At 67.4% G+C, this 26,085-nt stretch carries 22 protein-coding genes; 19 read left to right on the forward strand and 3 right to left on the reverse strand.

Annotated elements, in window-relative coordinates; translation table 11 throughout:
- Positions 1-169: 169 nt before the first annotated feature.
- From CD928_RS06800 to CD928_RS06810, 3 genes are all read right to left on the reverse strand, one after another.
- Positions 170-1,603, reverse strand: coding sequence for an aldehyde dehydrogenase family protein (locus CD928_RS06800; protein WP_095386367.1), 1,434 nt, complete (start codon positions 1,601-1,603; stop codon positions 170-172).
- Positions 1,604-1,714: 111 nt separating this feature from the next.
- Positions 1,715-3,361: an acetolactate synthase large subunit gene (locus CD928_RS06805; RefSeq protein WP_176473489.1), complete on the reverse strand. Its 1,647-nt coding sequence runs from the start codon at positions 3,359-3,361 to the stop codon at positions 1,715-1,717.
- Positions 3,362-3,631: 270 nt separating this feature from the next.
- Positions 3,632-5,299: a long-chain fatty acid--CoA ligase gene (locus CD928_RS06810; protein ID WP_095386368.1), complete on the reverse strand. Its 1,668-nt coding sequence runs from the start codon at positions 5,297-5,299 to the stop codon at positions 3,632-3,634.
- Positions 5,300-5,419: 120 nt separating this feature from the next.
- Here CD928_RS06810 and pabB point away from each other — a divergent pair, with 120 nt between their 5' ends.
- The 19 genes from pabB to CD928_RS06905 all read left to right on the forward strand — a co-directional run bounded on the left by pabB (position 5,420) and on the right by CD928_RS06905 (position 26,036).
- Positions 5,420-7,252 carry an aminodeoxychorismate synthase component I gene (gene pabB, locus CD928_RS06815; RefSeq protein ID WP_176473490.1) on the forward strand — a complete coding sequence of 611 codons (1,833 nt, stop codon included), beginning with the start codon at positions 5,420-5,422 and terminating at the stop codon, positions 7,250-7,252.
- Between the two features lie 115 nt (positions 7,253-7,367).
- A complete protein-coding gene (locus tag CD928_RS06820) occupies positions 7,368-8,579 on the forward strand; it encodes a pyridoxal phosphate-dependent aminotransferase (protein ID WP_095386369.1) in 1,212 nt (403 codons plus the stop codon).
- 339 nt (positions 8,580-8,918) lie between these two features.
- Positions 8,919-9,605: a peptide-methionine (S)-S-oxide reductase MsrA gene (gene msrA, locus CD928_RS06825; protein ID WP_095386370.1), complete on the forward strand. Its 687-nt coding sequence runs from the start codon at positions 8,919-8,921 to the stop codon at positions 9,603-9,605.
- Between the two features lie 142 nt (positions 9,606-9,747).
- Positions 9,748-10,890 carry a serine hydrolase gene (locus tag CD928_RS06830; RefSeq protein WP_095386371.1) on the forward strand — a complete coding sequence of 381 codons (1,143 nt, stop codon included), beginning with the start codon at positions 9,748-9,750 and terminating at the stop codon, positions 10,888-10,890.
- A 63-nt stretch (positions 10,891-10,953) separates the two neighbouring features.
- On the forward strand, positions 10,954-11,268 hold the full coding sequence (locus tag CD928_RS06835; protein ID WP_095386372.1) for a hypothetical protein: 315 nt from the start codon (positions 10,954-10,956) through the stop codon (positions 11,266-11,268).
- Positions 11,269-11,382: 114 nt separating this feature from the next.
- The gene (gene sucC, locus CD928_RS06840; RefSeq protein WP_095386373.1) at positions 11,383-12,591 is read left to right on the forward strand and encodes an ADP-forming succinate--CoA ligase subunit beta; all 1,209 of its coding nucleotides are present in this window, start codon (positions 11,383-11,385) and stop codon (positions 12,589-12,591) included.
- A gap of 232 nt (positions 12,592-12,823) precedes the next feature.
- Positions 12,824-13,573 (forward strand): electron transfer flavoprotein subunit beta/FixA family protein, encoded by a 750-nt coding sequence (locus CD928_RS06845; protein WP_095386374.1) that lies wholly within the window; start codon positions 12,824-12,826, stop codon positions 13,571-13,573.
- Positions 13,570-14,499 carry an electron transfer flavoprotein subunit alpha/FixB family protein gene (locus tag CD928_RS06850; RefSeq protein WP_095386375.1) on the forward strand — a complete coding sequence of 310 codons (930 nt, stop codon included), beginning with the start codon at positions 13,570-13,572 and terminating at the stop codon, positions 14,497-14,499. Before CD928_RS06845 ends, CD928_RS06850 begins: the two co-directional genes overlap by 4 nt.
- A gap of 154 nt (positions 14,500-14,653) precedes the next feature.
- Positions 14,654-15,649 (forward strand): cupin-like domain-containing protein, encoded by a 996-nt coding sequence (locus CD928_RS06855; RefSeq protein ID WP_176473491.1) that lies wholly within the window; start codon positions 14,654-14,656, stop codon positions 15,647-15,649.
- Positions 15,649-16,431, forward strand: a complete 783-nt coding sequence (locus tag CD928_RS06860; protein ID WP_095386377.1) for an enoyl-CoA hydratase — start codon at positions 15,649-15,651, stop codon at positions 16,429-16,431. Before CD928_RS06855 ends, CD928_RS06860 begins: the two co-directional genes overlap by 1 nt.
- Positions 16,432-16,477: 46 nt before the next feature.
- Entirely contained in the window at positions 16,478-17,338 is an 861-nt protein-coding gene (locus tag CD928_RS06865; protein WP_095386378.1) for an energy transducer TonB, read from the forward strand.
- A 23-nt stretch (positions 17,339-17,361) separates the two neighbouring features.
- On the forward strand, positions 17,362-18,279 hold the full coding sequence (locus tag CD928_RS06870; protein ID WP_095386379.1) for a TonB family protein: 918 nt from the start codon (positions 17,362-17,364) through the stop codon (positions 18,277-18,279).
- 59 nt (positions 18,280-18,338) lie between these two features.
- Positions 18,339-19,670, forward strand: coding sequence for a phosphotransferase (locus tag CD928_RS06875; protein WP_095386380.1), 1,332 nt, complete (start codon positions 18,339-18,341; stop codon positions 19,668-19,670).
- A gap of 21 nt (positions 19,671-19,691) precedes the next feature.
- The gene (locus tag CD928_RS06880) at positions 19,692-20,987 is read left to right on the forward strand and encodes an acyl-CoA dehydrogenase family protein (protein ID WP_095386381.1); all 1,296 of its coding nucleotides are present in this window, start codon (positions 19,692-19,694) and stop codon (positions 20,985-20,987) included.
- A 533-nt stretch (positions 20,988-21,520) separates the two neighbouring features.
- Positions 21,521-21,889, forward strand: a complete 369-nt coding sequence (locus CD928_RS06885; protein ID WP_095386382.1) for a BlaI/MecI/CopY family transcriptional regulator — start codon at positions 21,521-21,523, stop codon at positions 21,887-21,889.
- A complete protein-coding gene (locus CD928_RS06890; protein ID WP_095386383.1) occupies positions 21,886-23,577 on the forward strand; it encodes a M56 family metallopeptidase in 1,692 nt (563 codons plus the stop codon). The genes CD928_RS06885 and CD928_RS06890 overlap by 4 nt, the downstream gene beginning before the upstream one ends.
- A 148-nt stretch (positions 23,578-23,725) precedes the next feature.
- Positions 23,726-24,643, forward strand: coding sequence for an MBL fold metallo-hydrolase (locus tag CD928_RS06895; RefSeq protein WP_095386510.1), 918 nt, complete (start codon positions 23,726-23,728; stop codon positions 24,641-24,643).
- Complete coding sequence (locus CD928_RS06900; RefSeq protein ID WP_095386384.1) at positions 24,640-25,404, forward strand: hypothetical protein; 765 nt, start codon at positions 24,640-24,642, stop codon at positions 25,402-25,404. The genes CD928_RS06895 and CD928_RS06900 overlap by 4 nt, the downstream gene beginning before the upstream one ends.
- Positions 25,401-26,036 carry a DUF4230 domain-containing protein gene (locus CD928_RS06905; protein WP_095386385.1) on the forward strand — a complete coding sequence of 212 codons (636 nt, stop codon included), beginning with the start codon at positions 25,401-25,403 and terminating at the stop codon, positions 26,034-26,036. Before CD928_RS06900 ends, CD928_RS06905 begins: the two co-directional genes overlap by 4 nt.
- The last annotated feature ends 49 nt before the right edge of the window (positions 26,037-26,085 follow it).

A 26,085-nucleotide genomic window follows, 5' to 3' on the forward strand; every position in this document is an offset into this window, starting at 1 on the left:
ACACGGCTTTTGTTACACGCTGCGAATCAAAGTGAGGACGGTTCGGCTACGGTTCGATGGCAGTTTGGTGACAATCCCGAAGAATAACACGTCGCCCCCGCGAAGGCGGGGGGCCGCTGGAGAAGGTGCATAAGGCCGATTGCGGCCCCCGCCTTAGCGGGGGCGACGTTTACACGCGCCGGATCACCAGATTCCGGATCTCGCTCATATCCTCCATCGCGAAACGGATGCCTTCGCGGCCGAGCCCCGAATCCTTGACCCCGCCATAGGGCATGTTGTCGACGCGGTAGGAGGAGACGTCGTTGACGACGACCCCGCCGACCTCGAGCCGGTCCCACGCCTCGAGCACCTGGTTGATATCGCGCGTGAAAAGCCCGGCCTGGAGTCCGAACTTGCTGTCGTTGATCTCGGCGAGCGCGGCGTCCCAATCGGTGAATTTCGACAGGATCGCGAGCGGGCCGAACGCCTCCTCGCGATACGCTTTGGCGCCGCGGTCGACGTCTTCGAGCAAGGTCGCCTCGAGCATCGCGCCGTCGCGCTGGCCGCCGACGAGCAGCTTCGCGCCGCCCGCAACCGCCTCGTCGATCCAGCCGCCCAGCCGCGCGGCTTCCTTCTCCGAAATCATCGGGCCGATGAAGGTCTTGCGGTCCTTGGGGTCGCCCGCGACCAGCATTTTCGTCTTTTCGACCAGCATGTCGCGGAACTTGTCGTAGATATCGGCGTGGATGATGATCCGCTGCACCCCGATGCACGACTGGCCCGACTGATAGAAGGCGCCGAAGATGATCCGCGCGAGCGCGTGGTCGAGATCGGCGTCCCTGTCGACGATCACCGCGGCGTTGCCGCCGAGTTCGAGGATAACCTTCTTCTTCCCCGCCTTGGCCTTCAAATCCCAGCCGACCGCGGGCGATCCGGTGAAGCTCAGCAATTTCAGCCGTTCGTCGGTGGTGAACAGATCGGCGCCGTCGCGCGTCGCGGGCAGGATGCTGAACGCCCCCTCGGGCAGGATGTCGCATTCGGCGAGCACCTCGCCCATGATGATCGCGCCCAATGGCGTCATCGACGCGGGCTTCATCACGAAGGGACAGCCCATTGCGATCGCCGGCGCGATCTTGTGCGCCGCGAGGTTGAGCGGGAAGTTGAACGGCGAGATGAAGCTGCACGGGCCGATCGGCACCCGCTTCCACATTCCCATATAGCCCTTGGCGCGCGCCGAGATGTCGAGCGGCTGGACCTCGCCATAGTTGCGCACCGCTTCCTCGGCGGCGATGCGGAAGGTGTCGATCAGCCGGGTGACCTCGCCCTCGGCGTCGGCGATCGGCTTCCCCGCCTCGACGCACAGCGCATAGGCGAGTTCGTCGAAGCGTTCGCGGAAGCGCCCGACGCAATGGTTCAGCACATCCTGCTTCTCAAAGCTCGCGAGCCGCGCCATCGGCTCGGCGGCGCGGACGGCGCCGGCGATCGCTTCGTCGATGACGTCGGGGGTCGCGAGCGCGGTGCGGAAGGCGACCTCGCCGGTGAACTTGTCGGTCACCGCGAGGTCGGTGTTCGGCTGCGCCGCCTTGTTGTTCAGGTAGAGCGGGTAGACGTCCTTGAGTTTCATTTCAAATCTCTCCGTATCCCGGCGAAGGCCGGGATCCAGGGCTGGATCGCGCTACGGTGGCGCAGGGACGCTCTGGGCCCCGGCCTTCGCCGGGGAACAGCAAGCTATAAATTACAATTCCTTCGACAACCGCTTGATATCGACGTTCAATATCTGGTCATTCTCCGAATAATCGACCGGACAATCGATCAGATGCACACCAGGCGTATCGCGCGTGTGAGCGAGAAGTTCCTTCAAATGCGCCGCGCTCTCGACGCGGTGGCCGTGGGCGCCATAGCTTTCGGCATATTTGACGAAATCGGGGTTGCCATAGGTCAGCCCCCAGTCCTTGAATCCCATGTTCGCCTGTTTCCAGCGGATCATGCCATAGCTGTTGTCGTTGAGGATCAGCACGGTGATATTGAGCCCGAGGCGCACCGCGGTCTCCATTTCCTGGCTGTTCATCATGAAGCCGCCGTCGCCGCAGATCGCCATGACCTTGCGCTCCGGATAGAGCATCGCCGACATCATCGCGCTCGGCAGCCCGGCACCCATCGTCGCGAGCGCATTGTCGAGCAGCACGGTGTTCGGGCGATAGGCGGTGTAGCCGCGCGCGAACCAGATCTTGTAGACGCCGTTGTCGAGGCAGATGATCGCATCGTCGGGCATCGCGTCCCGCACCTGCTGCACGAGGTGCGGAGGGAAGATGGGGAAGCGCGCGTCGGCCGCGAGCGGCGCGGTATGATCGACCTCGGCCTTGCGATAGGCGAGCATATGGTCGAATTTCCAGCCGCCGTTGGGGACGATGTCCTCCTTGATCTGCCAGATCGCGTTGGCGATGTCGCCGATCACCTCGATATCGGGGAAATAGACGGGATCGACCTCGGCGGTCTTGGTCGACACATGGATCACCGTCGGCCCGCCCGCCTTCATGAAGAAGGGCGGTTTTTCGATCACGTCATGGCCGAGGTTGACGATGCAGTCCGACGCCTCGACCGCGCGATGGACGAAATCGCCCGCCGACAGGGCCGCGCAGCCGAGGAATTTGGGATGCCGCTCGTCGATCACGCCCTTGCCGAGTTGCGTGGTCAGAAAGGGGATGCCGGTCTTTTCGATGAACTGCAGTAGCATCCGGCTGGTCATCGTGCGGTTCGCGCCGGCGCCGATGACGAGCACGGGCGAGGTCGCCTCCTCGATCGCCTTCACCGCCTCGCGGATCGATTTGACGTCGGCGGTCGGCCGCCGCGAATGGCTGCGCTTCAGCGGGACCGAGTCGGTCTGCTCGTCGGCGATATCCTCGGGCAGTTCGATATGCACCGCGCCCGGCTTTTCCTCTTCAGCCAGGCGAAACGCCTCGCGCACGCGGCTCGGGATATTGTCCGACGACGCCATCTGGTGCGTATATTTGGTGATCGGCCCCATCATCCGCACGACGTCGAGGATCTGGAAGCGGCCCTGCTTCGATTTCTTGATCGGCTTTTGCCCGGTGATCATCATCATCGGCATCCCGCCCAACTGCGCATAGGCGGCCGCGGTGACGAAATTGGTCGCGCCGGGGCCGAGCGTCGCGAGGCACACGCCGGTCTTGCCGGTGTGGCGGCCATAGGTCGCGGCCATGAAGCCCGCGCCCTGCTCGTGCCGCGTCAGGATCAGCTTGATCGTCTTCGAGCGCGAGAGGCTGTCGAGAAAATCCAGATTCTCCTCGCCCGGCACGCCGAAGATATATTCGACGCCTTCTTCTTCGAGACATTCGATGAACAGGTCGGATGCTTTTTTCACGGTCAGTCGCCCCCCTTTTCGCACCACTCTTCGGGTGCGGCCCAAAGCCCGTGCCGGCGACCTGGCAGCACCTGCCGCGATGCGGCGGCTCTCGTCGTGGATCGCGAGTCCCTGCGGCATCGGATCGGGGTTGTAACGAGGGGCGAAGGGGTTGTCACCAGCGCGCAGGGTATGAGACGTGACGCATACGGCTTCAAGCTGCCCCGCATGTCCGCTCGACACGAACGGGAAGATTTGCGTGAACTACCGGAAACGAGGAATCCGACCCGTCTAGCCCATCGCCTCCGCGCGGAGCGCCTTGCGGTCGAGCTTGCCGATCATCGTCTTGGGCAGCGCCTCGCGCACTTCCACCGCGCTCACGCGCTCGTGCTTGCCGAGCTGGGGGTTGAGCCAGGCCGCCAGCGCATCGCCCGAAACGTCGAACCCGTCCTCCAGCGTCACGAAGGCCTTGGGGCTTTCGCCGCGATAGGCGTCGGGGACGCCGAGGACGATCGCTTCCTTGACCGCGGGATGCTGGTGCAGATGCGCTTCGATCACGCTCGGATAGACCTTGAAGCCGCCGACCGCGATCATGTCCTTCAGCCGGTCGACGATGCGGATATAGCCGTCGGCGTCGATCGTCGCGACGTCGCCGGTGCGCAGCCAGCCGTCGGCTGTGAAGCTGTCGCCGTCGGCATCGGGGCGGTTCCAATATCCCTGCATGATCTGCGGCCCCTTGACGGCGAGCTCGCCCGCCTCGCCCGCGGGCGCGTCCTGCGACGGGTCCTCCTTGTCGAGCAGGCGGATGTGCGTCGCGGGGATCGGCTGGCCGATCGTCCCGGCCTTGACCGGCCCCTCATAGGGGTTGGTCGCGACGACGCCCGAGCTTTCGGTAAGGCCATAGCCCTCGACGAGCGAGGCGCCGGTCGCGGCTACGAATTTCTCGCGCAGCTCGGCGGGCATCGGCGCGCCGCCCGAGATGCAGATGCGCAGGCTGGAGAAATCGGTCTTTGCGAGGTCGGGATGGTCGAGCAGCGCCTGGTACATGGTCGGCACGCCGGGCAGCGCGGTCGTCTTCGTCCGGGTGATCGCCTGCAGCGCCTGCTTCGCGTCGAAGCGCGGCAGCATGGTGATCATCCCGCCGTTGAGGATGGTACGGTTGAGGACACAGGTGTTGGCGAAGACGTGGAAGAAAGGCAGGACGCCGAGGATGCGGTCGCCAGCTTCATGGTCGGGGTCGATCGCGTTCACCTGTCGCGCGTTGGCGGTGAGATTCTGGTGCGTGAGCTTCGCGCCCTTCGGCGTCCCGGTGGTGCCGCCGGTGTACTGGATCAACGCGATGTCGCGTTCGGGGTCGATGGCGACCGGATCGGGGCGGCCGTCATTGTCGATCAGCGCCGAAAAGCGGATGAGGCGCTCGTCGTCGGGGAGGGCTGCGACCTCGCCGCGGCGGAGCAGGCGGTAGAGGACCGATTTGGCCGCAGGCAGCCCGCCCGCGACCGAGCCGACGACGAGCTGCTTCAGGCTCGATCCGTCGAGCACCGCGAGTGCGGTGGGGAGCAGCGCCGCAGCGCTGACCGTGAACAGGGTGTCGGTCCCCGAATCCTCGACCTGCGCCTCCAGCTCGCGCGCGGTATAGAGCGGCGAGAAATTGACCACCGTCGCCCCCGCCGCGAGCGCGCCATAATAAGCGGCGACATAATGCGGGACGTTGGGAAGGAAGAGGCCGACGCGGTGGCCCTTGCCGATCCCGCGCTGTTGCAGCCCGCGCGCGACGCGCGCCGCGCCGCTCGCGACCTCGGCATAGGTGAAGCGGCGCCCCATGAAGTCGAGCGCCGGCGCCGATCCCTTGCGCGCCGCGCTCGCCGCGAGCATGTCGGGCAGCGAGAGCGGCGGAAAATCCTGGTCCCATGCCGTGGGGTGGCGATAGTCGGTCGACCAGGAAAAGGGGCTGCTCATCGGGGCGATCTGTCCTTATCGGAATGGCGGGCGTTCCTGACACTAGGGTAAGTAAGCCGCCGCTGCAATCCGGCCCGCTTGCGGCGCGGGCGGGGCGCGGCTAGGCGGAGCCCACAGGACATGACACACGACGCGGCCATCCCCGTTCCCGGGCCGGGAAGCCCGCCCTTCGTCCTGCTCGACGACGCGCGCGCCGAGGGCGCCGTTCCGGCGCGGCTGTTCCGCGATCCCGTCGAGGTGCTGACCGCGCGGCGAGCGAGCGAGGTGCCGGCGCTGCTCGATGCCCTCGAAGCGGCGCGGGCGCGGGGGCTCCACGCTGCGGGATATCTCGCCTACGAAGCCGGCAGGGGGCTCGCGCCGGCCTGGCGCGGCCCCGGCGGTGATGAAGGCGATGCGCCGATCGCCTGGTTCGGCCTGTTCGATCGCGTCCACCGGATCGAGGCCGGCGCGGTGCCGGACATGCTGCCCGATCCGGCGGGCGCATGGGTCGGGCGGCCGGTGCCGCGGGTGTCGCGTGCGGCCTATGAAGCCGCCGTCGAGGCGGTGCTGGGCTATATCCGCGCCGGCGACATCTATCAGGCCAATCTGACCTTCCGCGCCGACGTGCCCGTCGAGGGCAACCCGCTCGCCGCCTATGCGCGGCTGCGGCGAACCGCGCGCGCGGGCTATGGCGGTTTCGTCTGGACCGGCGCGCAGGCGATCGCCTCGCTGTCGCCCGAGCTCTTCTTCGCGCTGCGCGACGGCGCGGTGATCGCGCGCCCGATGAAGGGGACCGCAGTGCGGCTGGCCGACCCCGAGGCGGACCTGCGCGCCGCGCAGAATCTCGCCGCCGATCCCAAGCAGCGCGCCGAGAATCTGATGATCGTCGACCTGATCCGCAACGACCTGTCGCGCGTCGCGGCGCCGGGATCGGTCGCGGTGCCCGCGCTGTTCCGGGTCGAGAGCTTTCCAACGATCCACCAGCTCGTCTCCGACGTCGCGGCGCGGCTGCCCGACGGGGCGGGGGCGGTCGATGTGCTGCGCGCCGCCTTTCCGTGCGGGTCGATCACCGGCGCGCCCAAGGTGCGGGCGATGGAGATCATCGACGAGCTGGAAACCGAGCCGCGCGGCCTCTACACCGGGTCGATCGGTTTCATCGAGCCCGGCGGCGACGCCGCCTTCAACGTCGCGATCCGCACTTTGGTCTTTCCCGCAGCGGGTGACTTGCGCGATACGCAGGCTTGCGCCACGCTGGGGCTGGGATCGGCTATTGTCGCCGACAGCCAAGCGGCTGAAGAGTGGCGCGAATGTCTGGCCAAGGGGGAATTTGTGGGCGCAGCGGGGGAAAGCTTCGACCTCATCGAGACGATGCAGTTCGACCCGGTCGAGGGCGTCCAGCGGCTCGAGGGGCATCTCGCCCGCATGAAGGCGAGCGCCGAGGCGCTCGGTTTCACCTTCGACCGGCACGGTGCGCGCAACAGCCTGCAGTCGGCGACCTTTCGCCTGCGCAGCGCGGCACGGGTGCGGATGCGACTCGCGCCCTCGGGCGCGCTCGCGGTCGAGGTGACGCCGCTGCCGCGGCTCGCCGAGCTGCCGGTGGCGGTGGCGGTACAGTCCGTGCCGCTGGCGAACGGCGACTTCCGGCTCGTGCACAAGACCAGCCTGCGCGCGCCCTATGACGAGGCGCGCGCGGCGAGCGGCGCGGCCGAGGTGGTGTTCGTCGACGAACCCGGCTTCGTCACCGAGGGAAGCTGGAGCAATATCTTCGTCGAGCGCGAGGGCGTGCTGCTGACCCCGCCGCTGTCGCTGGGGCTGCTGCCCGGCGTGCTGCGCGCCGAGCTGATCGACAAGGGGCGCGCGGTCGAATCGCATCTGCGCGTCACCGACCTTGCCGACGGTTTCTTCATCGGCAATTCGCTGCGCGGTCTCGTGCCGGCGCGGCTCGCGGACATCACGGAAACGCCGATAGGCTGACCACCGACCTGCATAGGTAAATTATCCGCCGCGCGCCTTGCGATTTGCGGGCGGACGATATAGGCGCGGCCGCGCGCAATTTCCTGTCAATCCGTCGTCCCGGAAAGCATCGTCCATGTCGCTCAAGCCGCACACCTCCGCTGCCCTCGATCGCATCCAGCCTTCGGCGACGCTCGCGATGACCGCGCGCGTGACGGGGCTGAAAGCCGCGGGCGTCGACGTCATCGGTCTGTCGGCCGGCGAACCCGATTTCGACACGCCCGATTTCGTCAAGGAAGCGGCGATCGAGGCGATCCGGGCCGGCCAGACCAAATATACGCTGGTCGATGGCACGATCGCGCTCAAGGAAGCGATCCGCGGCAAGTTCCGCCGCGACAACGACCTCGACTATGGGCTCGACCAGATCAGCGTCAACGTCGGGGGCAAGCACACGCTGTTCAACGCGCTCGTCGCGACCGTCGACCCCGGCGACGAGGTGATCATCCCGGCGCCCTATTGGGTGAGCTATCCCGACATCGTCGCCTTCGCGGGCGGAACTCCGGTGACGATCGAAGCGACCGCGGCGCAGAACTACAAGATCACGCCGCAGCAACTCGACGCCGCGATCACCAAGAAGACACGCTGGATCCTCTTCAACTCGCCGTCGAACCCGTCGGGCGCCGCCTATTCGCCCGAGGAGCTCGACGCGCTGGGCGAAGTGGTCCGCCGCCACCCGCACGTCATGGTGATGACCGACGACATGTACGAGCATGTCTGGTACGCCGATTTCGCCTTCTCGACCCTCGCGCAGCGCTGCCCCGACCTCGTCGACCGCATCCTGACCGTCAACGGCTGTTCGAAGGCCTATGCGATGACCGGCTGGCGCATCGGCTACGCCGGCGGCCCGGCGTGGATCATCAAGGCGATGGGCAAGCTTCAGTCGCAGTCGACGTCGAACCCCTGCTCGATCGCGCAGGCCGCCGCCGCCGCCGCGCTCGGCGGGCCGCAGCAGTTCCTCGACGACCGCAACGCCGCGTTCCGGAAGCGCCGCGACATGGTCGTCGCGATGCTCAACGACGCGCCCGGCCTGTCTTGCCCCGTCCCCGACGGCGCTTTCTACGTCTATCCCGACGCGTCGGGCTGCATCGGCAAGAAGACGCCTGCGGGCCATGTGATCGACAGCGACGAGGCGTTGATCGACTATTTCCTCGATTCGGCGCGCGTCGCTGCCGTGCACGGCGCGGCGTTCGGCCTTTCACCCGCCTTCCGCGTCTCCTACGCGACCTCGGAAGCGGTGCTGAAGGAGGCGTGCGTGCGCATCCAGCAGGCGTGCGCGGCGCTCAGCTGAGGTTCCGTTCACGATCGGGATAGGTTTTTATACCGATCGGTCTTGATATGGCCGGCGCGCGCGCCTATCTGCCCGCATGAACGGCGGTTAAGCGGCCGGTTCACCGGATAGTAAGCCCTGCCGGCTAGAGTGACGGTCATCACTGCACGAAGGCATCGGGGGCGCCATATCGTTCGGTGTAACCGGTGCGGGGCTGCCCGCGAACAGACAGACATGAAAACAAGAGGCCCCCATGCTGACTCTCCTCCGCTCCGACTGGTTCCTGTCGATGCTCGCCGGCTTCGCGATCGGCGCGACTCTCGTCATCCTCAATCAACCGGCGCTGCCGATCCCGGCTTGATGCCGCCGCGGCCCGGCCCGGCCCGCGCGCTCATCGGAGCCCTGATCACCGGCCTGGTGCTCGCGCAATGTGCGCCGGCCCAGGCCGAAAGCGTCGTCCGGCTGCCCGCCCCCGCCTATGACCCCGCCGTGAAGGCGCCGCGCGCGACCGCGGTGCTCGCGGGCGGCTGTTTCTGGGGCGTCGAGGGGGTCTTTTCCAACGTCAAGGGCGTGATTTCGGTCGAATCGGGCTATCATGGCGGCAGCAAGGCGACCGCAAGTTACGACCGGACATCGAGCGGGACGACCGGCCATGCAGAGGCGGTGCGCATCACCTATGATCCGCGCGTCGTCAGCTATGGCTCGCTGCTGCGCATCCTGTTCTCGGTCGTCGCCGACCCGACGCTGAAGAACCGGCAGGGCCCCGACCGGGGCACGCAATATCGTGCCGCGATCGTGCCGCTCGACACCGCGCAGCGCCAGGTCGCGGCCGCCTATCTCGCGCAGATCGGCAAGGGCGGCATCTTCGCGAAGCCGGTCGCCGCGAAGGTCGAGCGCTACACGGGTTTCTACCCGGCCGAGGCCTATCACCAGGATTTCATGCGGCGGCATCCCTCGCATGCCTATATCGTCCGCTGGGACGCGCCCAAGCTTGCGGCGTTCAAGCGGCTCTATCCGGCGTGGGTGCGCGCGACTCCGGCCCCTTGAAGCGCGCCCCGCTCCGCCGCTTGTCGCGCGGGAGGAATCGTTCGTCGCAAATCGCTGGCCCGGTTGGCGGGCCTGCGGGACGAACGGTCTCCGGCCGCGGGGGCCGGGAAAGACAGACGGTCGCGGCCGCTTTGGGGTTTGGATGAAGGTCAAGTTTTCGGGCAGAGGGCTGCTCGCCGTGGTGATGAGCTCCGCCGTGCTGGCGGGATGCGTCGGCAGCGCCGCCGTGATACCGGCGCCGCGCGGACAGGTCCCGGTGTCGCGCGGCCCCGCGGGATCGGTGACGGTCCCGATCGGGGAGCCGGTGCGCGCCGCGCCGCCAGCGCCGCAGCGGGTGATCGACCCCGGCTTTCGCCGCCCGCCCGCCGGGCTAGAGGAGCGCATCTTCGGGTTGTGGCGCGCCTTTCCCGGCAAGACCGGCATCGCGGTCCAGCGCATCGACGGCGAATGGACGCTTCAGCAACGCGGCGACGATCTGTTTCCGCAGCAGAGCGTGTCGAAGCTGTGGGTGACGCTGACGGTGCTCGACGCGGTCGACCGCGGCGCGCTGACCCTCGACCGCAAGGTCAGCATCACCCCCGCCGACCTCACCCTGTTCCACCAGCCGCTCGCGGCGCGCGTGCGCTCGGAGGGAACGGTGACGATGAGCGTGCGCGACCTGATCGAAACGGCGATTACGCACAGCGACAACACCGCGAACGACAGCTTGCTGCGCACCGTCGGCGGCCCCGACGCAGTACGCCGCTTCATCGCGGCGAAGGACCTCGGCTCGATCCGCTTCGGCCCCGGCGAACGATTGCTGCAGAGCGGCACCGCAGGGCTCAAATGGCAGCAGGCCTATTCGGTCGGCTATGCGTTTCAGCAGGCGCGCGCGGCGCTGCCCGATGCGACGCGCAAGGCGGCGATGGACAATTATCTCGCCAATCCGGTCGACGGCGCGAGCCCCTCGGCGATCGCGCGTGCGCTGACCCGGCTCGCGCGCGGCACCCTCCTGTCGCCCGAGTCGACCGACTATGTGCTCGGCGTGATGAGCCGTACCCACAGCGGGCCGAAGCGGCTGAAGGCGGGGCTGCCGGCGGGCTGGAAATTCCTGCACAAGACCGGCACGGGGCAGGATTACAAGGGCATGACCGCGGGCTACAACGACATCGGCATCGCGACCGCGCCCGACGGCACGCGCTATGCGATCGTCGTCATGCTCGGCAGCACCACCGCCTCGATCCCGCAGCGCATGGCGCTGATGCAGGCGGTATCGGGCGCAGTCGCCGAATTTCACGGGAATTAGCCGCCGTCCCTGCTTCGGGATAAACGGTTTGCGAGCCCTGCCGCTTTTGCATATGGGCCGCGCATGAAGACGTATCTCGCGCTGCCCCTCATCGCCCTTTCGCTCGCGCTGTCGGCGTGCGCGACGCCCGAGACGCGACTGCGCAGCGGGCTCGTCGACGCCGGGCTGTCGCCGGCGATGTCGGCGTGCATGGCCGAGCGGATGGTCGACCGGCTGTCGCTGCTGCAATTGCGCCGCCTGTCGTCGCTCGGCAGCCTCAAGGGCCGGCGGATCGCCGACCTGACGCTCGACCAGTTCCTCCACAAGGTCCGCGCCCTCAAGGACCCCGAGATATTGGCGGTGTCGACCAGCTCGGCGGCGGTCTGCGCTTTCCGCTGAGGTAGAAAATCTCTCCGCTGCCGGGGGGAACCAAGGGGTAGCCTTGCCGCCAAACTTGTGCTTAGGCGGCGCCGAATATCTCCCGCTCCAGAGTCGAAAGGCCCGGCAGACCCCATGAACATCCACGAATATCAGGCGAAAGAACTGCTCGCGAAATTTGGCGTCGCTGTCCCCAAGGGCATCGCCGCGATGAGCGTCGAAGAGGCTGTCGCGGCGGCGAAGCAGCTCCCGGGGCCGCTCTATGTCGTGAAGTCGCAGATCCACGCCGGCGGCCGCGGCAAGGGCAAGTTCAAGGAACTCGGCCCCGATGCCAAGGGCGGCGTCCGCCTCGCCAAGACGCTCGAGGAAGTCGAAAGCCACGCCCGCGAAATGCTCGGCAACACGCTGGTGACGATCCAGACCGGCGAAGCCGGCAAGCAGGTCAACCGGCTCTACATCACCGACGGCGCCGACATCAAAAAGGAATATTATCTCGCGCTGCTCGTCGACCGCGCCACCAGCCGCATCGCGGTGGTCGCCTCGACCGAGGGCGGGATGGACATCGAAACCGTCGCGCACAACACGCCCGACAAGATCCACACGATCGTCATCGACCCCGCCACCGGCTTGATGCCGCACCACGGCCGCAGCGTCGCCGCCGCGCTCGAGCTCGAAGGCGACCTTGCCAAGCAGGCCGCCAAGGTCCTGGCCGGCCTCTACAACGCCTTCCTCGCCACCGACGCCGAGCAGATCGAGATCAACCCGCTCGCGGTCTGCGAAGGCGCGAACGGCGATGAACTGCTCGTCCTCGACGCCAAGCTGGGCTTCGATGGCAATGCGATGTTCCGCCACAAGGACATCGCCGAACTCCGCGACCTGACCGAGGAAGACCCGGCCGAGGTCGAGGCGTCGGAATATGACCTCGCCTACATCAAGCTCGACGGCAACATCGGCTGCATGGTGAACGGCGCCGGCCTCGCGATGGCGACGATGGACATCATCAAGCTGAATGGTGCCTTCCCGGCGAACTTCCTCGACGTCGGCGGCGGCGCGAGCAAGGAAAAGGTCACCGCGGCGTTCAAGATCATCCTGAAGGACCCGGCGGTCGAGGGCATCCTCGTCAACATCTTCGGCGGCATCATGAAGTGCGACATCATCGCCGAGGGCATCGTCGCCGCGGCGAAGGAAGTGAACCTCTCGGTCCCGCTCGTCGTCCGCCTCGAAGGCACGAACGTCCAGCAGGGCAAGGACATCCTGGCGAACTCGGGCCTGCCGATCGTTGCGGCCAACGATCTGGGCGATGCGGCAAAGAAGATCGTCGCCGAGGTTGCCAAGGCGGCGTGATGCGAAATTGCCTCTCCCCCTGGGGAGAGGCGGCGAGACTTGGCAGCTTGCTGCATGGTCGCAGCGGTGGGGCGGCAACGTCCGGACTCTCACCAAGTCCGACTAGGTCCTGATGGACCAAGTCTTCCTACCCTCTCCCCCAAGGGGAGAGGGTGAGGGACTGCAAGGTTGACGTTTACGTAAACGCCAATTATGGCGCAGTGCACAATTTTTCGAGAGGAGCTTTTGGCCCATGAAAATCCTCGTTCCCGTGAAACGGGTGCTCGATTACAACGTGAAGCCGCGGGTGAAGGCCGATGGCACGGGCGTTGACCTTGCCAATGTGAAGATGTCGATGAACCCGTTCGACGAGATCGGCGTCGAGGAAGCGATCCGCCTGAAGGAAAAGGGCGTTGCGACCGAGATTATCGCCGTCAGTGTCGGCCCGGCGAAGGCGCAGGAAACGCTGCGCACCGCGCTGGCGATGGGCGCCGACCGGGCGATCCTGGTCCAGACCGACGATGCGGTCGAGCCGCTGGGCGTCGCGAAGATCCTGAAGGCGATCGCGGATGCCGAACAGCCGGGCCTCGTGATCCTCGGCAAGCAGGCGATCGACGACGACAACAACCAGACCGGCCAGATGCTCGCCGCGCTGACGGGCTGGGCGCAGGGCACCTTCGCCAGCGCAGTCAATGTCGAGGGCGATCATGTCAGCGTGACGCGCGAAGTCGACGGCGGTCTCGAAACGGTGAAGCTGAAGCTCCCCGCGATCGTCACCACCGACCTTCGCCTCAACGAGCCGCGCTATGCCTCGCTGCCGAACATCATGAAGGCGAAGTCGAAGCCGCTCGATACCAAGTCGCCCGCCGATTACGGCGTCGACACGAGCCCGCGCGTCAAGACGGTCAAGGTGTCGGAGCCGCCCGTCCGCTCGGCCGGCGTCAAGGTCGCCGATGTCGATGAACTGGTTGCCAAGCTGAAGGCGATGGGAGTGCACTCATGAAAACGCTCGTTTGGGTCGAACATGACGGCAGCGCCGTCAAGGACGCCACGCTCGCCGCGGTGACCGCCGCCTCGAAGCTCGGCGAAGTCCATCTTCTGGTCGCGGGGCAGGGCGTCGACGGCGTCGCGAAAGCCGCGGCGCAGATCGCCGGCGTCGGCAAGGTCCACGTCGCCGACAACGCCGCTTTCGGTCACAACCTGCCCGAGAATATCGCGCCGCTCGTCGCCGAGCTGATGGGCAGCCATGACGCGTTCGTCGCGCCCGCCACCACCACGGGCAAGAATATCGCGCCGCGGGTCGCCGCGCTGCTCGACGTGATGCAGATTTCGGAAATCCTGTCGGTCGAGGATCCGAAGACCTTCACCCGCCCGATCTATGCCGGCAACGCGATCGCGACCGTCGAATCGTCGGACGCGAAGCTCGTCCTTACCGTCCGCGGCACCGCCTTCGAAAAGGCCGCCACCTCGGGCGGTTCGGGAGCGGTCGAGGCCGTCTCGGCGGGCGGCGACGCCGGTATCTCGAGCTTCGTCGGCGCCGAGATCGCCAAGTCGGAACGTCCCGAGCTCACCAGCGCGAAGATTATCGTCTCGGGCGGCCGTGCGCTGGGTTCGAGCGAGAAATATCAGGAAGTCATCGTGCCGCTCGCCGACAAGCTCGGCGCCGCGCTCGGCGCGAGCCGTGCCGCGGTCGATGCGGGCTATGTCCCCAACGACTATCAGGTTGGCCAGACCGGCAAGATCGTCGCGCCGGAAGTTTACTTCGCGATCGGCATCTCGGGCGCGATCCAGCACCTCGCGGGCATGAAGGATTCGAAGACCATCGTCGCGATCAACAAGGACGAGGACGCCCCGATCTTCCAGGTCGCCGACCTCGGCCTCGTCGCGGACCTCTTCAACGTCGTGCCCGAGCTGACGGCCAAGATCTGACCGGCCATCCCGGACATGGGTGACAAGAAAGCGGTCGCGAGCTTCGCTCGCGGCCGCTTTCGCATTTCGGCTCCGTCATGTTTCTGCCATCGACGCACGCTTGATGCGTGCAGTCCTTCCCTTTCGGAAGGAAAGCGAAGTCGAGGAGTCCGACATGCCCCAGCCTGACAAACGCGCCTTGCTCGCCGACGGGCTGGCGCGCGGCGAAGACGATGCGACGCTCCGCGCGCGCCTCATGGATGCGGGCGTGTCGGCGGCCTCGGCGAAATATGAGATCGACCGGCTCGCCAGGGATCCGGTGGCGGCCGTGCTGCGGCGCCAGGCGGCGCGCATGGCGAAGCAGCACTGGCTGTTCGCCAATCAGGAACGCCTCGCGCGCGAGGCGGAGGTCGGGTTCGCGCTCGACACGCTCGACCGGCCCGAGTCGGCGCATTTCTATCGCCATTATTACGAGGCGAACCGGCCCGCGAAGCTGACCGGCCTCGTCGATCATTGGCCGGCGCTGTCGCGCTGGTCGCTCGATCATTTCGCGAAGAGCTGCGGCCATGAGACCGTCGAGGCGCAGGTCGAGCGCGAGGGCGACCCCGGCTATGAGCTTGCCAAGGACGATCACCGCCGCCGCGTCCGCTTCGGCGAACTGGTCGACTGGCTGCGCAAGGATATGCCGAGCAACGACATCTATCTGACCGCCTATAACAGCGGCGCGAATGCGGCGGCGCTGGCGCCTTTGTGGGACGATCTCGCGCCCATCGCATTGCTCGACGCGCGCGAAGGTCGCGACGGCTTCTTCTGGCTCGGGCCGCGCGGCACGCTCACGCCCTGGCATCACGACCTCACCAACAATCTTCTGGTCCAGGTGCTGGGCCGCAAGCGCGTGCGCCTCGCGCCGCCCTGGGCCTTCGCACGGATGCGCAACAGCCGGCACTGCTTTTCCGACTGGGCCAATGCCCCCTTGCCTGCGGGGCCCGGGGATGCCGTGACGCCACCGGTGCTCGAAACGGTGATCGGCCCGGGCGATGCGATCTTCCTGCCGGTCGGCTGGTGGCATCAGGTCGAGGCGCTCGACCTGTCGGCGAGCATGAGTTTCACCAGCTTCCGCCGGCCCAACGCCCATGTCGAAGATTATCATTCCTATGGAGACATAAGCTGATGCCCCTGATCCTCGTCGCCCGTGACGATGCCGTCGCGACCGTCACCCTCAACCGGCCCGAGGCGATGAACGCGCTGTCGCGGGCGCTGCGCGCCGAGTTGGCGGCCGCGATGCGCGATCTCGCCGCCGATGACGGCGTGCGCGCGATCGTGCTGACCGGGGCGGGAACGCGCGCCTTCACCGCGGGGCTCGATTTGAAGGAACTGGGCGCCGACACCGGGAATCTGGGCGCGGCCAATGCGGAGAGCGCCGACGAGAATCCGGTGAAGGCGATCGAGCCGTGCCCGCAACCGGTGATCGCGGCGATCAACGGGGTCGCGATCACCGGCGGGTTCGAGGTCGCGCTCGCCTGCGATATCCTGATCGCCTCGACCAATGCCCGCTTCGCCGACACCCATGCGCGCGTCGGCATCATGCCTGGCTGGGGCCTGTCGCAGAAACTCTCGCGGATCGTCGGGATAGGTCGCGCCAAGGAACTGTCGCTGACCGGCAATTTCCTGGGTGCCGAGGCGGCGCGCGACTGGGGGCTGGTGAATCGCGTCGTGGCGCCCGAGGAACTGCTCCCCGCCGCGCAGGCGCTCGCACGCGATATCGCGAGCGCCGACCCGGCGATGGTGCGGCGCTACAAGAAGCTGATCGACGACGGCTATGCGCTGCCCTTTGGCGAGGGGATGGCACTCGAACAGGCGCGATCGACGGCGGCGAACCGCGCGGTCAGCGCCGATGAGGTCGAGGCGCGCCGGCTCGCGGTGATGGCGCGCGGCCGCGAACGGGCGGGCTGACCGGGCCCGGCTTGCCATCGGGGCGCCTGCACATTAGCCTATCTTCATGAAAATGGGGGGATGGGTCGTTGGCGCGGCGCTGCTGTTGAGCGGCGCACCGCTGGTTGCAGCCAACGGGAAAGAACCGGTCGCGCTCGAACCGTCGATGCCGTGGAAAATCCATTCGACGGGCGATTTCTGCCGTCTCTGGCGGAGCTTCGGCACCGGAAAGCAGGCGATCACGGTCGTCCTCGACAATTTCGACAATGACGAGGATTTCCGCATCACGCTCGCCGGGCGGCCGATGCTGGCGGCGAAGCGCGATGGTTCGGTCCAGCTTCGCTTCGGTGATGCGCTGCCCGAACAGTCGCTCGCGTTCGACAGCGGGACCTTCGCGCGAAAGCCCGCCTGGATCGTCAAGACCGCCATCCGGATACGCCCCGACCCGGACGGCATCGACCCGCGGCCGATCACCGCCGAGGAAGAGGCGTCGGTCGCCGCCATCCGCATCGGGGAGCCGCTGCGGCAGCCGGCGCGGCTCGACACCGGCCCGATGGGCGAGGCCTTCGCCCTCATGCGCGATTGCACCGAAGAAATGATCGGGGGATGGGGGATCGACGTCGTGCGACACCGCCATTTGTCGCGGCCGGCCACGCCGGTCGGTTCGCCCGGGCAATGGATCCGCGGCACCGATTATCCGATGAGCATGATCCGCAAGATGCAGTCGGGCATCGTCCGGTTCCGGCTGATGGTGGGCGAGGATGGCGCGCCGACCGCCTGCCACATCCAGCTGTCGACCAATCCCGAAGGCTTCGACGCGGCGGTGTGCGACGCGCTGATGAAGCGCGCGCGCTTCAAGCCGGCGCTCGACGCCGACGGCAAGCCATTGCCCTCCTATTATCGAAACAGCGTGATGTTTTCCTTTTAACGGATGAGGGGCGGGGCGGGGCCATGACGATCAGATATGCGATGGCCGGGTTGGCGCTCGCGGGATTGGCGGTGCCGGTGCTGGCCGCAGGCAAGAACGCGCCGGTCGTGCTCGAACCGTCGTCGCCGTGGAACATGCACTATGCTGAGGATTATTGCCGGCTGGTGCGCGTCTTCGGCGAGGGGAAGCAGCGGACGGTCCTGATGATGGATCGCTATGCGCCGGGCGTTTCCTTTCGCCTGACGCTCGCCGGCGCGGCGACCAAGGCGGCGCAGTTCGGCGGTAAGGCCAAGGTGCAGTTCGGGCCCGGCTGGGACGAGCAGGAAATCCGCTTCTTTTCGGGAACGATCGGCGAGAAGCTGCCGGCGTGGATTTTCGCCGACAACACGCGCATCCGCCCGCTGACCGAGGCGCAGAAGGCGCAGGTCGCGGCCGAGGTTGCGGAAGAAGGGCTGGCCGACACTGCAGAGATCGCGCCGATTTCGGAAGCCGACGAAGCCGCGACGACACAGCTTCGCTTCGGTCGCCCGCTGCGTCACCCTCTGGTTCTGCACACGGGGCCTATGAAGGGGGCGTTCGACGCGATGCGGGCCTGCACCGACGAACTGGTAACGCATTGGGGAGTCGATCCCAAACAGGTGAAGACCCGGTCGCGCCCCGCCATACCGACCGAATCGCCGGGGCGATGGCTGAGGAGCGACGACTATCCCCCCAGCATGCTCAGCAAGGGGATGCCTGGGCTCGTCCATTTCCGGCTGACCGTCGGCGAGGACGGGGTGCCGGTGTCGTGTCATATCCAGCAATCGACCAATCCCGAGGGATTCGACGCGGCGGTGTGCAAGGCGATGATGCGGCGGGCCCGCTTCGAGCCCGCGCTCGATGCCGGGGGCAAGCCGATGAAGGCCTATTATCTGAACACCGTGCGCTTCCAGATCCCCTGATCGCGTCTTCGAGCGCAATGGGGCTTGCGGTCGCGAAAAATACTTAGCAAGGTTAAGTAATGACCGACCTTGCCGAACCGCTTTCCGCCTTCATGTCGCGCACCGCCGGGCCCGGCGCGCTGTCGGGCCTCTCGCGCCTGTCAGGCGGGGCGAATATGGAAAGCTGGGCGTTCGATTGGGCAGGCGAGGGCTATGTCCTCCGCCGCGCGCCGTCGGTGGATTATATGGCGGGTCGTCCCTATGGTCATGCGGTCGAGGCGGCACTCGTCCGCGCGGCGCATGCGGGCGGAGTAAGGGCACCCGAGGTCGTCGGAGTGCTCGCCGATGGCGACGGCATGGGCACGGGCTATGTGATGCGGCGGATCACCGCCGAGGTGTCGCCCGCGAAGATATTGGCCGCGCCGCCGTCGCCGCTGGTCGCCGATCTCGGCCGCGAGCTGGCGCGCATCCACGCGCTGCCGCGCGCCGCGATCCCCGAGGGCATTCCGGTGATGGACACCGCCGAGGCGCTCGCCGAGCTCAAGGCGCGCTTCCTCTCCTATGGCGGCGACCGGCCGGTGATCGCGCTTGCGATCAAATGGTGCGAGGATCATCTGCCCGCGCCCGCCGAGCCGGTGCTCGTCCATGGCGACTATCGCATGGGCAATGTCATGGTCGATGCCGATGGTCTTGCCGCGGTGCTCGACTGGGAGCTCGCGCATCTGGGCGACGCGCACGAGGATCTGGCGTTCGGCTGCATGACCGTGTGGCGCTTCGGCCAGCTCGACCGGCCGGCGTTCGGGGTCGGCAGCCTCGAGGAATATTTCGCCGCTTATGAGGCCGCGGTCGGTCGGTCGGTCGATCGGGGCCGCTTCCGCTTCTGGCTCGTCTATCGCACCCTCTGGTGGGCGCTCGGCTGCCTGCAGATGGGGCAGGCGTGGCGCAGCGGCGCCGATACCACGGTCGAGCGCGTCGTCGTCGGCCGGCGCACCGCCGAGCAGGAACTCGACCTCGTGCGGCTGCTCGAGGAGGAGGCTCCCGAAGCGGAACGCTCGCGTCCGCTGCCGTCCCCGCCGCCGGCTGCGGCCTCTCCGGTGGGTGAACCGACGACAGGCGAAATGGTGCAGGCGGTGCGCGACTGGCTGGGCGAGGCGATCAAGCCGCACGCCGAAGGGCATGGCAAATTCCAGGTCGCGGTGGCGATGAACGCGCTCGGCATCGCGATGCGCGACCTCGATGCCGGTACGCGCGCCGAGGACAAGGCGCTCGCCGCCGCGCTGCTGGCCGGCCGGACGACGCTTGCCGAACCGGGGTTGCTCGCGAAGCTGCGCCGCGCGGTGCTCGACAAATGCGCCGTCGACAGCCCCAAATATGCCGCGCTCGCGCGCTCACGCGACGACTGGCGCGGTTAGGTATCAAGGGAAAGGATGACGATGGATTTCGGAATGCCGGCCGATCTGCAGGCCTATCTGGACGAACTCGACGCGTTCATCGCGGCCGAGATCAAGCCGCTCGAAGAGGCCGACGATAATATCCGTTTCTTCGACCATCGCCGCGAGCATAGCCGCACCGATTGGGACAATCAGGGCCTGCCGCGTCACGAATGGGAAGCGCTGCTGAAACAGGCGACGCGCAAGGCCGATGCCGCCGGGCACTGGCGCTTTTCGGCGCCGAAGAAATATGGTGGCAAGGACGGATCGAACCTGTGGATGGCGGTGATCCGCGAGCATTTCGCGGCGAAGGGGCTCGGCCTTCACAACGACCTCCAGAACGAGCACAGCATCGTCGGCAACTTCCCCTTCGTCGAGATGTTCGAGCAGTTCGGCACCAGCGACGAGCAGAAGGCCGAGTTCATCCTCGGCGGCTTCGAGGGCAAGCGCCGCACCGCTTTCGGCCTGACCGAGCCCGATCACGGGTCGGATGCGACGCATATGGAGACGCGCGCGGTGCGCGAGGCGCGCGACGGGGTCGACGGCTGGCGGATCGACGGCGAGAAGATGTGGACCACCGGCATGCACGTCGCGACCCACTGCGCGACCTTCTGCCGCACCAGCGGCGCCGACGGAGACGCGAAGGGCATCACCTGCTTGCTTGTTCCGAACCCGTCACCGGGCCTCGTCATCGAGGAATATCTCTGGACGTTCAACATGCCGACGGACCATCCGCGCGTCAGCTTCACCGATGTCTGGGTGCCCGACAGCGCGCGCCTGGGTCCGGTCGATGGCGGCCTGTCGATCGCGCAAAGCTTCGTCCACCAGAATCGCATCCGCCAGGCGGCTTCGTCGCTCGGCGCCGCGGTCTATTGCATCGAGGAAAGCGTGCGCTACGCGCGCGAAAGGAAACCCTTCGGCGAGGCGCTGGCGAAGAACCAGGCGATCCAGTTCCCGCTCGTCGAACTCGCGACGCAGGCCGAGATGCTCCGCCTCCTGATCCGCAAGACCGCGTGGGAAATGGACAACACTCCGCACAAGGAGATCGAACGCACGCTCTCCGACAAGGTCAGCATGTGCAATTACTGGGCGAACCGCCTCGTCTGCGAAGCCGCCGACCGCGCGATGCAGGTCCATGGGGGCATCGGCTATTCGCGCCACAAGCCCTTCGAGCATATCTATCGCCACCACCGCCGCTATCGCATCACCGAGGGTGCGGAGGAAATCCAGATGCGCAAGGTCGCGGCCTATCTGTTCGGCTATCTGGGGCCGCGGCGGGAGACGCTGGGGAAGATTTGAGCCGGGACCGCTTTGGGGGGGTGGGGAGTGGACGTTGCATAACTCGTCGCCCCCGCGAAGGCGGGGGCCGCTGGAGGCTTATTCCTGCGCCGCTGCGTGAGACGACGGCGGCCCCCGCCTTCGCGGGGGCGACGGCTGTTATTCGGCCGCACCCAGCCGTCCGTCACAGCACCTTTCCGCGAACAACAGGAAAAGCATTCGGGGGGCGGGGCCCTTGGGCCGCTCCGCCCCCCGTTTGCCTCGGGGGTAAGTGGATTTCCCGAATGAGGGCGGGGGACATCAGGGACCAGACCGATGTCCCCCGCCGCTCCATTGAGCGGAACACTCGGGAACATAAGGATACATACAAGCGCCGTGCCAGTTACGCGCCGCCGCCCTTTTCGGCGCGACACGCTGGTTAGCAAAACCTTACCGGCGCGACGGAGTGTCAAGATTTCCGACACATTGGTCGCCGGCGCCGTTCATCGGCCATTCAGTCTATTGACTACATCTGTAATCGAATTGCAGGATCAAGCCGAAGGGAGGGGATCCGCATGGCCGAGCGTGCAAGCGAATCCGAAATGCAGGTGTTGAGTGCGCTGTGGGACGATGCGCCGCAGACCGCGGCCGACCTGACCGCGCGGATCGGCAAGGCCAACGGTTGGACGCAGGCGACGGTGAAGACGCTGATCGCGCGGCTGGTCCAGAAGGGCGCAGTGACCGCCGAAGCCGATGGGCGTCGCTATCTCTATCGCCCCGCGATCGACCGCGCCGAGGCGATGGGCGAGGAATCGCAGCGCTTCGTCGACCGGCTCTTCGGCGGCCGGGTCAGCCCGATGATCGCGCATCTCGCCGAGCGTGAGGCGCTGACCGACGCCGACATTGCGGAGATCGAGGCGCTGCTGAGGAAGCTCAAGTCATGAGCGCCGCGATGCTGATGCAGGCGTGGGGCGACACGATGCTCACCACCGCGCTGCTTGTCGTCGCGGTTCTGCTCATCCGCAAACCCTTTGCGCGGCTGTTCGGCCCCGGCCTCACCTACGCGCTCTGGGCCATTCCGGCGCTGCGGTTCGTGCTGCCGCCGCTGCCCTTCGCCGATCCCGCGACGGTGCCCGCGGCCACGCCGGCGGTTCCGGCCGACGCAGTGGCGATCGAAATGGCGGATGCCGCGCATGCGATGATGACTCCGGCGACGATGCCGCAGGCAAGCTGGACTTTCGCCGATGCCTTGCCGCTGCTGTTTCTGCTCTGGCTGGCGGGCGCGTTCGTCGTTCTTGCGCGTACGGGGCTCGCGCATCGGCGCTTCAAGGCGGAGGTTCTGGCGCGCGGCGTCGATCTCGAACCGCTCGGATCGATCCGGCTGGTGATGACCGACGCGGTCGACGGCCCGGCCGCCTTCGGCCTCGTCCGCCGCTTCGTCGCGGTGCCGCGCGATTTCTTCGCGCGCTATGCCGCGGACGAACGCGCGCTCGCGATCGATCACGAACTCGCTCACCACCGGCACGGCGACCTGTGGGCCAATGTCGCGGCGCTGCTGCTGCTCGCGGCGCAATGGTTCAACCCGCTCGCCTGGCGCGCGCTCCGCGCCTTCCGTTTCGACCAGGAAGCCGCATGCGACGCGCGCGTGCTGACCATGGCGGAGGCGGCCGGCCAGCGGCGCGACCGCACCGCGAGCTATGCGACAGCGATCGCCAAGGCGGCGGTCGGATCGCGCCTTGCGCTCGCCGCCCCGATGGCCTCGCACGATAATTTGCAGGAGAGACTGACGATGCTGATGCAAAAGGATATTTCGCGCCGTCGCGGCCTCGCCGGGCGCTTTCTCGTCGGCGGCGCGGCGCTCGCGGCGCTCGCTGCGACCGCGACGCTTGTCCCTGCGGCGACGGCACAGGCCAGCGCGCAGGCTGATGACATGCCGGTGCCGCCCGCACCGCCCGCGCCTCCCCCGGCGGATCTGCCGCCGCCTCCCGCGCCCCCGGCTCCGCCCAAGGCGGCCGAGGGCGCGCATCGGGTGATGATCTTCACCAGCGAGGGCGACGGCGAAGACGGCAAGGCCGACCGCCGGCGCCGCGAGGTCACCCGCGTCGTGGTCCGCGAGGGCGAGGGCGGCGAAGACGGGACGCCCGGCGCGCAGCGCTTCGAATTCCGCGTCCCGGGCGGATTGTCGCGGGACGACATCCTCTCGACGCTGAAGGAACAGGGCGTGACCGGCGCGCGCGCCGAGGCGATCGCCGACCAGCTGGAAGCGAAGCGCCGCAAGAGCTTCCGCACCGCGATGGCGCCGCTGCCCCCGATGCCGCCCATGCCCCCGATACCGCCCGCCGCCTGGACGTCGGCAGATGGCAAGGCGATGGCTTTTGCGCATTGCGGTCCGGGGCAGAAGCCGATGCCGCTCGTCGACCGCGACGATAGCGACGGCAAGACGCGCAGCCGCGTGCTGATGCTTCGTTGCGGCGACAGTCCCGATCTGTCGGGTCAGCTTTCGGCGCTCCGCAAGGCGCGCGACCGTTTCGCGAAGGGCGAGGCCTCGGGCCACATGTCGGCCGAAATGCGCGCGAAGGTGATCGCCGACATGGACCGCGCGATCGCCGACTTCGAACGCGAGAAGAAATAGGCCGCGAGGGCCATCCGACTTCGACGCCGGTCCAGCGTCCCCGGTAGGGGCCGGCGGCAGGGGCGGGGAAAGGGAGCGGCTCTTCACCGCTCCCTTTTCTGATGCTCCAGCCCTTTTCCTTTCGCCGTGCCGATGCCACATGGAGGGCATGAGCGACGAAAAGCCCTGGCCCGACACGATCCGCGCCGGCGAGTGCGAGCAGCACGAGCCGCTGGTGCGCCGCGTGCTCGCGCCCAATCCCTCGCCCTATACCTTCACCGGTACCCAGACCTGGATCGTCGGTGCCGGGAACGACGTGGCGGTGATCGATCCCGGCCCGACCGGATCGGGGATGAGCATCGGCGACCCGCCCGACGCCAATGGTACCGGCCATGTCGACGCGATCCTGCGCGCGGTGGAGGGCCAGCGCGTCGCGGCGATCCTCTGCACCCACACCCATCGCGACCATAGCCCGGCCGCGGCACCGTTAAAGGCGGCGACCGGCGCCCCGATCATCGGCTGCGCGCCGCTGGCACTCCAGGATGATGGTCCGCGCGCCGATTCGGCCTTCGACCCCGATTATGCCCCCGACCGGGTGCTCGCCGACGGCGAGCGCGTTACCGGCGACGGCTGGACGCTCGAAGCCGTCGCGACGCCGGGGCACACCTCGAACCACCTCTGCTTCGCCCTCGTCGAAAGCGATGCGTTGTTCACCGGCGATCATGTCATGGCCTGGTCGACCAGCGTCGTCAGCCCGCCCGACGGCGACATGGCGGCCTATATGGCGTCGCTGAGCAAGCTCTATGAGCGCGGCGACCGCGTCTATTATCCCGCCCACGGCCCCGCGGTGACCAAGCCGCGGCAACTCGTTCGCGGGATGCTCGGCCATCGCCGGCAGCGCGAGCGGCAGATCCTGCGCGAACTCGAAAAGGGGACGGCTGTGATCCCCGTCATGGTCAGCCATATGTACAAGGGCCTCGATCCGCGCCTGACGGGCGCCGCCGGCCGATCGGTCCTGGCGCACTTGCTCGACCTGAAGGAGCGCGGGCTGGTCCGCGTCCGCGAAGAGGAGTGGGAATTGGCATGATGTTGCCGCTGATCCTGGCTGCGGTTGCTGCGGAACCTGCGGCGCCCGCGACCGACCCGATGATCGCGCTGGTGGCGGGGGAGGGCGGCGGCCAGTGCGTGCCCGATCGCAGCCTGTGTCTCGATATTCCCGCGGTCGAAGACGGCGATGCGACCGCTGCGGTCCTGCGCATCTCCTCGCCGGGCGTCGATGCCGCTTCGCTGCCGCTGCCCGACTTGGGCGAAGCGCAGACGGTGACGCTCTGGCCGCACTTGATTGCGGGCGGGGACGAAGCCGCACCGCGCTATCTCGTCGGAATCCTCACGGGGCAGAGCAGCATGTATTCGGGCGGCGGCGGATCGGCGTCGCAGCTTCATCTGCTCAAGCTGGACGGAGCGCCGGCCGCGCCCGCGCTCGGCGGCGAGGCGCTCGTCGTGCCGTGGGAAGGCTCGCTGCTGATCCGCGCCTGTTTTTCGGAAGAGGACATGAAGGACCGGCTGGAGGCGTGCCACGACGAATATGATTTCGGCGCGACGCTCGCCGCCGCGCCCGCTGGGGGCACCATCTTTCCCACGCTCAGCTATCGCGCCGTCGCGACCGCCTTTCCGCGGACCTCGCGCCGGTCGACGGACAATAGCGAAAAGCCGCTGAGGCGCGCCGACCTCGTCCGCGCGCAGGACCCGGCCTGCACCTATGACCGCGTGCTGCGGTACGATTCCGCGACCTCGCGCTATGAAATGGACCGGCCCGCCCCCGATTGTTCGGATTATACGACCCCATGACGCAAACGAACCCCCGCCTTCTGCCCCGCCTGATCCTGCTCGCTGCCGCGGCGCTGTTCGCACTCGCCGCCTGGTGGGCCGTCTCCGCCTGGCGCGACTGGCAGCGCGGCTACGACCCCGAAACCGTCGTCGCCGCGAGCCTGCAGGGGCTGCAGGAACAGAATATTCTCGTTCCCTTCACCGCGCGCTACGTCGCGGTCGTCACCTCGACGCAGAGCCGGCTCGGGCTGAGCGCGAAGAAGACGCTGATCATGCCGGGGACGGTGCGCTACGAACTCGATCTTGCGAAACTGAAGCCGTCCGATCTCGACTGGGATGCGGCGACGAACGCGCTGACGGTGACGCTGCCGCCGCTGCGGCTTGCGGGGCCGGAGATCGACATCGACGCGATCAGCGAGTTTCGCGACGGCACGATCCTGCTGACCCTGACCGATGCGGAGCAGCTACTCGACGCCGCGAACCGCAAGGCGGCGCAGGAGGAGCTGATCAAGCAGGCCAAGGGGCCGACGCCGATGCGCCTGGCGCAGGGCGCGGCGCGGGCGGCGATCGAACAGAGTTTCGCGATGCCGCTGAAGGCCGCGGGGATCGACGCGAAGGTGACCGCGCGCTTCGCCGGTCAGCCCGCCGGCTGAATCGGGCTTCCTGCACGGCGCAGGCTGGAGTAGACAATCCCCGGGTCGC

The sequence above is a fragment of the Sphingopyxis sp. GW247-27LB genome (assembly GCF_002277025.1).
GTDB lineage: Bacteria > Pseudomonadota > Alphaproteobacteria > Sphingomonadales > Sphingomonadaceae > Sphingopyxis.

What these genes read in the sequence shown, in the direction of transcription:
- CD928_RS06800 (WP_095386367.1), bottom strand. Translation starts at nt 1,603, where the DNA reads ATGAAACTCAAGGACGTCTACCCGCTCTACCTGAACAACAAGGCGGCG.
- CD928_RS06810 (WP_095386368.1), bottom strand. Translation starts at nt 5,299, where the DNA reads ATGAGCAGCCCCTTTTCCTGGTCGACCGACTATCGCCACCCCACGGCA.
- pabB (WP_176473490.1), top strand. Translation starts at nt 5,420, where the DNA reads ATGACACACGACGCGGCCATCCCCGTTCCCGGGCCGGGAAGCCCGCCC.
- CD928_RS06820 (WP_095386369.1), top strand. Translation starts at nt 7,368, where the DNA reads ATGTCGCTCAAGCCGCACACCTCCGCTGCCCTCGATCGCATCCAGCCT.
- msrA (WP_095386370.1), top strand. Translation starts at nt 8,919, where the DNA reads ATGCCGCCGCGGCCCGGCCCGGCCCGCGCGCTCATCGGAGCCCTGATC.
- CD928_RS06830 (WP_095386371.1), top strand. Translation starts at nt 9,748, where the DNA reads ATGAAGGTCAAGTTTTCGGGCAGAGGGCTGCTCGCCGTGGTGATGAGC.
- CD928_RS06835 (WP_095386372.1), top strand. Translation starts at nt 10,954, where the DNA reads ATGAAGACGTATCTCGCGCTGCCCCTCATCGCCCTTTCGCTCGCGCTG.
- sucC (WP_095386373.1), top strand. Translation starts at nt 11,383, where the DNA reads ATGAACATCCACGAATATCAGGCGAAAGAACTGCTCGCGAAATTTGGC.
- CD928_RS06845 (WP_095386374.1), top strand. Translation starts at nt 12,824, where the DNA reads ATGAAAATCCTCGTTCCCGTGAAACGGGTGCTCGATTACAACGTGAAG.
- CD928_RS06850 (WP_095386375.1), top strand. Translation starts at nt 13,570, where the DNA reads ATGAAAACGCTCGTTTGGGTCGAACATGACGGCAGCGCCGTCAAGGAC.
- CD928_RS06855 (WP_176473491.1), top strand. Translation starts at nt 14,654, where the DNA reads ATGCCCCAGCCTGACAAACGCGCCTTGCTCGCCGACGGGCTGGCGCGC.
- CD928_RS06860 (WP_095386377.1), top strand. Translation starts at nt 15,649, where the DNA reads ATGCCCCTGATCCTCGTCGCCCGTGACGATGCCGTCGCGACCGTCACC.
- CD928_RS06865 (WP_095386378.1), top strand. Translation starts at nt 16,478, where the DNA reads ATGAAAATGGGGGGATGGGTCGTTGGCGCGGCGCTGCTGTTGAGCGGC.
- CD928_RS06870 (WP_095386379.1), top strand. Translation starts at nt 17,362, where the DNA reads ATGACGATCAGATATGCGATGGCCGGGTTGGCGCTCGCGGGATTGGCG.
- CD928_RS06875 (WP_095386380.1), top strand. Translation starts at nt 18,339, where the DNA reads ATGACCGACCTTGCCGAACCGCTTTCCGCCTTCATGTCGCGCACCGCC.
- CD928_RS06880 (WP_095386381.1), top strand. Translation starts at nt 19,692, where the DNA reads ATGGATTTCGGAATGCCGGCCGATCTGCAGGCCTATCTGGACGAACTC.
- CD928_RS06885 (WP_095386382.1), top strand. Translation starts at nt 21,521, where the DNA reads ATGGCCGAGCGTGCAAGCGAATCCGAAATGCAGGTGTTGAGTGCGCTG.
- CD928_RS06890 (WP_095386383.1), top strand. Translation starts at nt 21,886, where the DNA reads ATGAGCGCCGCGATGCTGATGCAGGCGTGGGGCGACACGATGCTCACC.
- CD928_RS06895 (WP_095386510.1), top strand. Translation starts at nt 23,726, where the DNA reads ATGAGCGACGAAAAGCCCTGGCCCGACACGATCCGCGCCGGCGAGTGC.
- CD928_RS06900 (WP_095386384.1), top strand. Translation starts at nt 24,640, where the DNA reads ATGATGTTGCCGCTGATCCTGGCTGCGGTTGCTGCGGAACCTGCGGCG.
- CD928_RS06905 (WP_095386385.1), top strand. Translation starts at nt 25,401, where the DNA reads ATGACGCAAACGAACCCCCGCCTTCTGCCCCGCCTGATCCTGCTCGCT.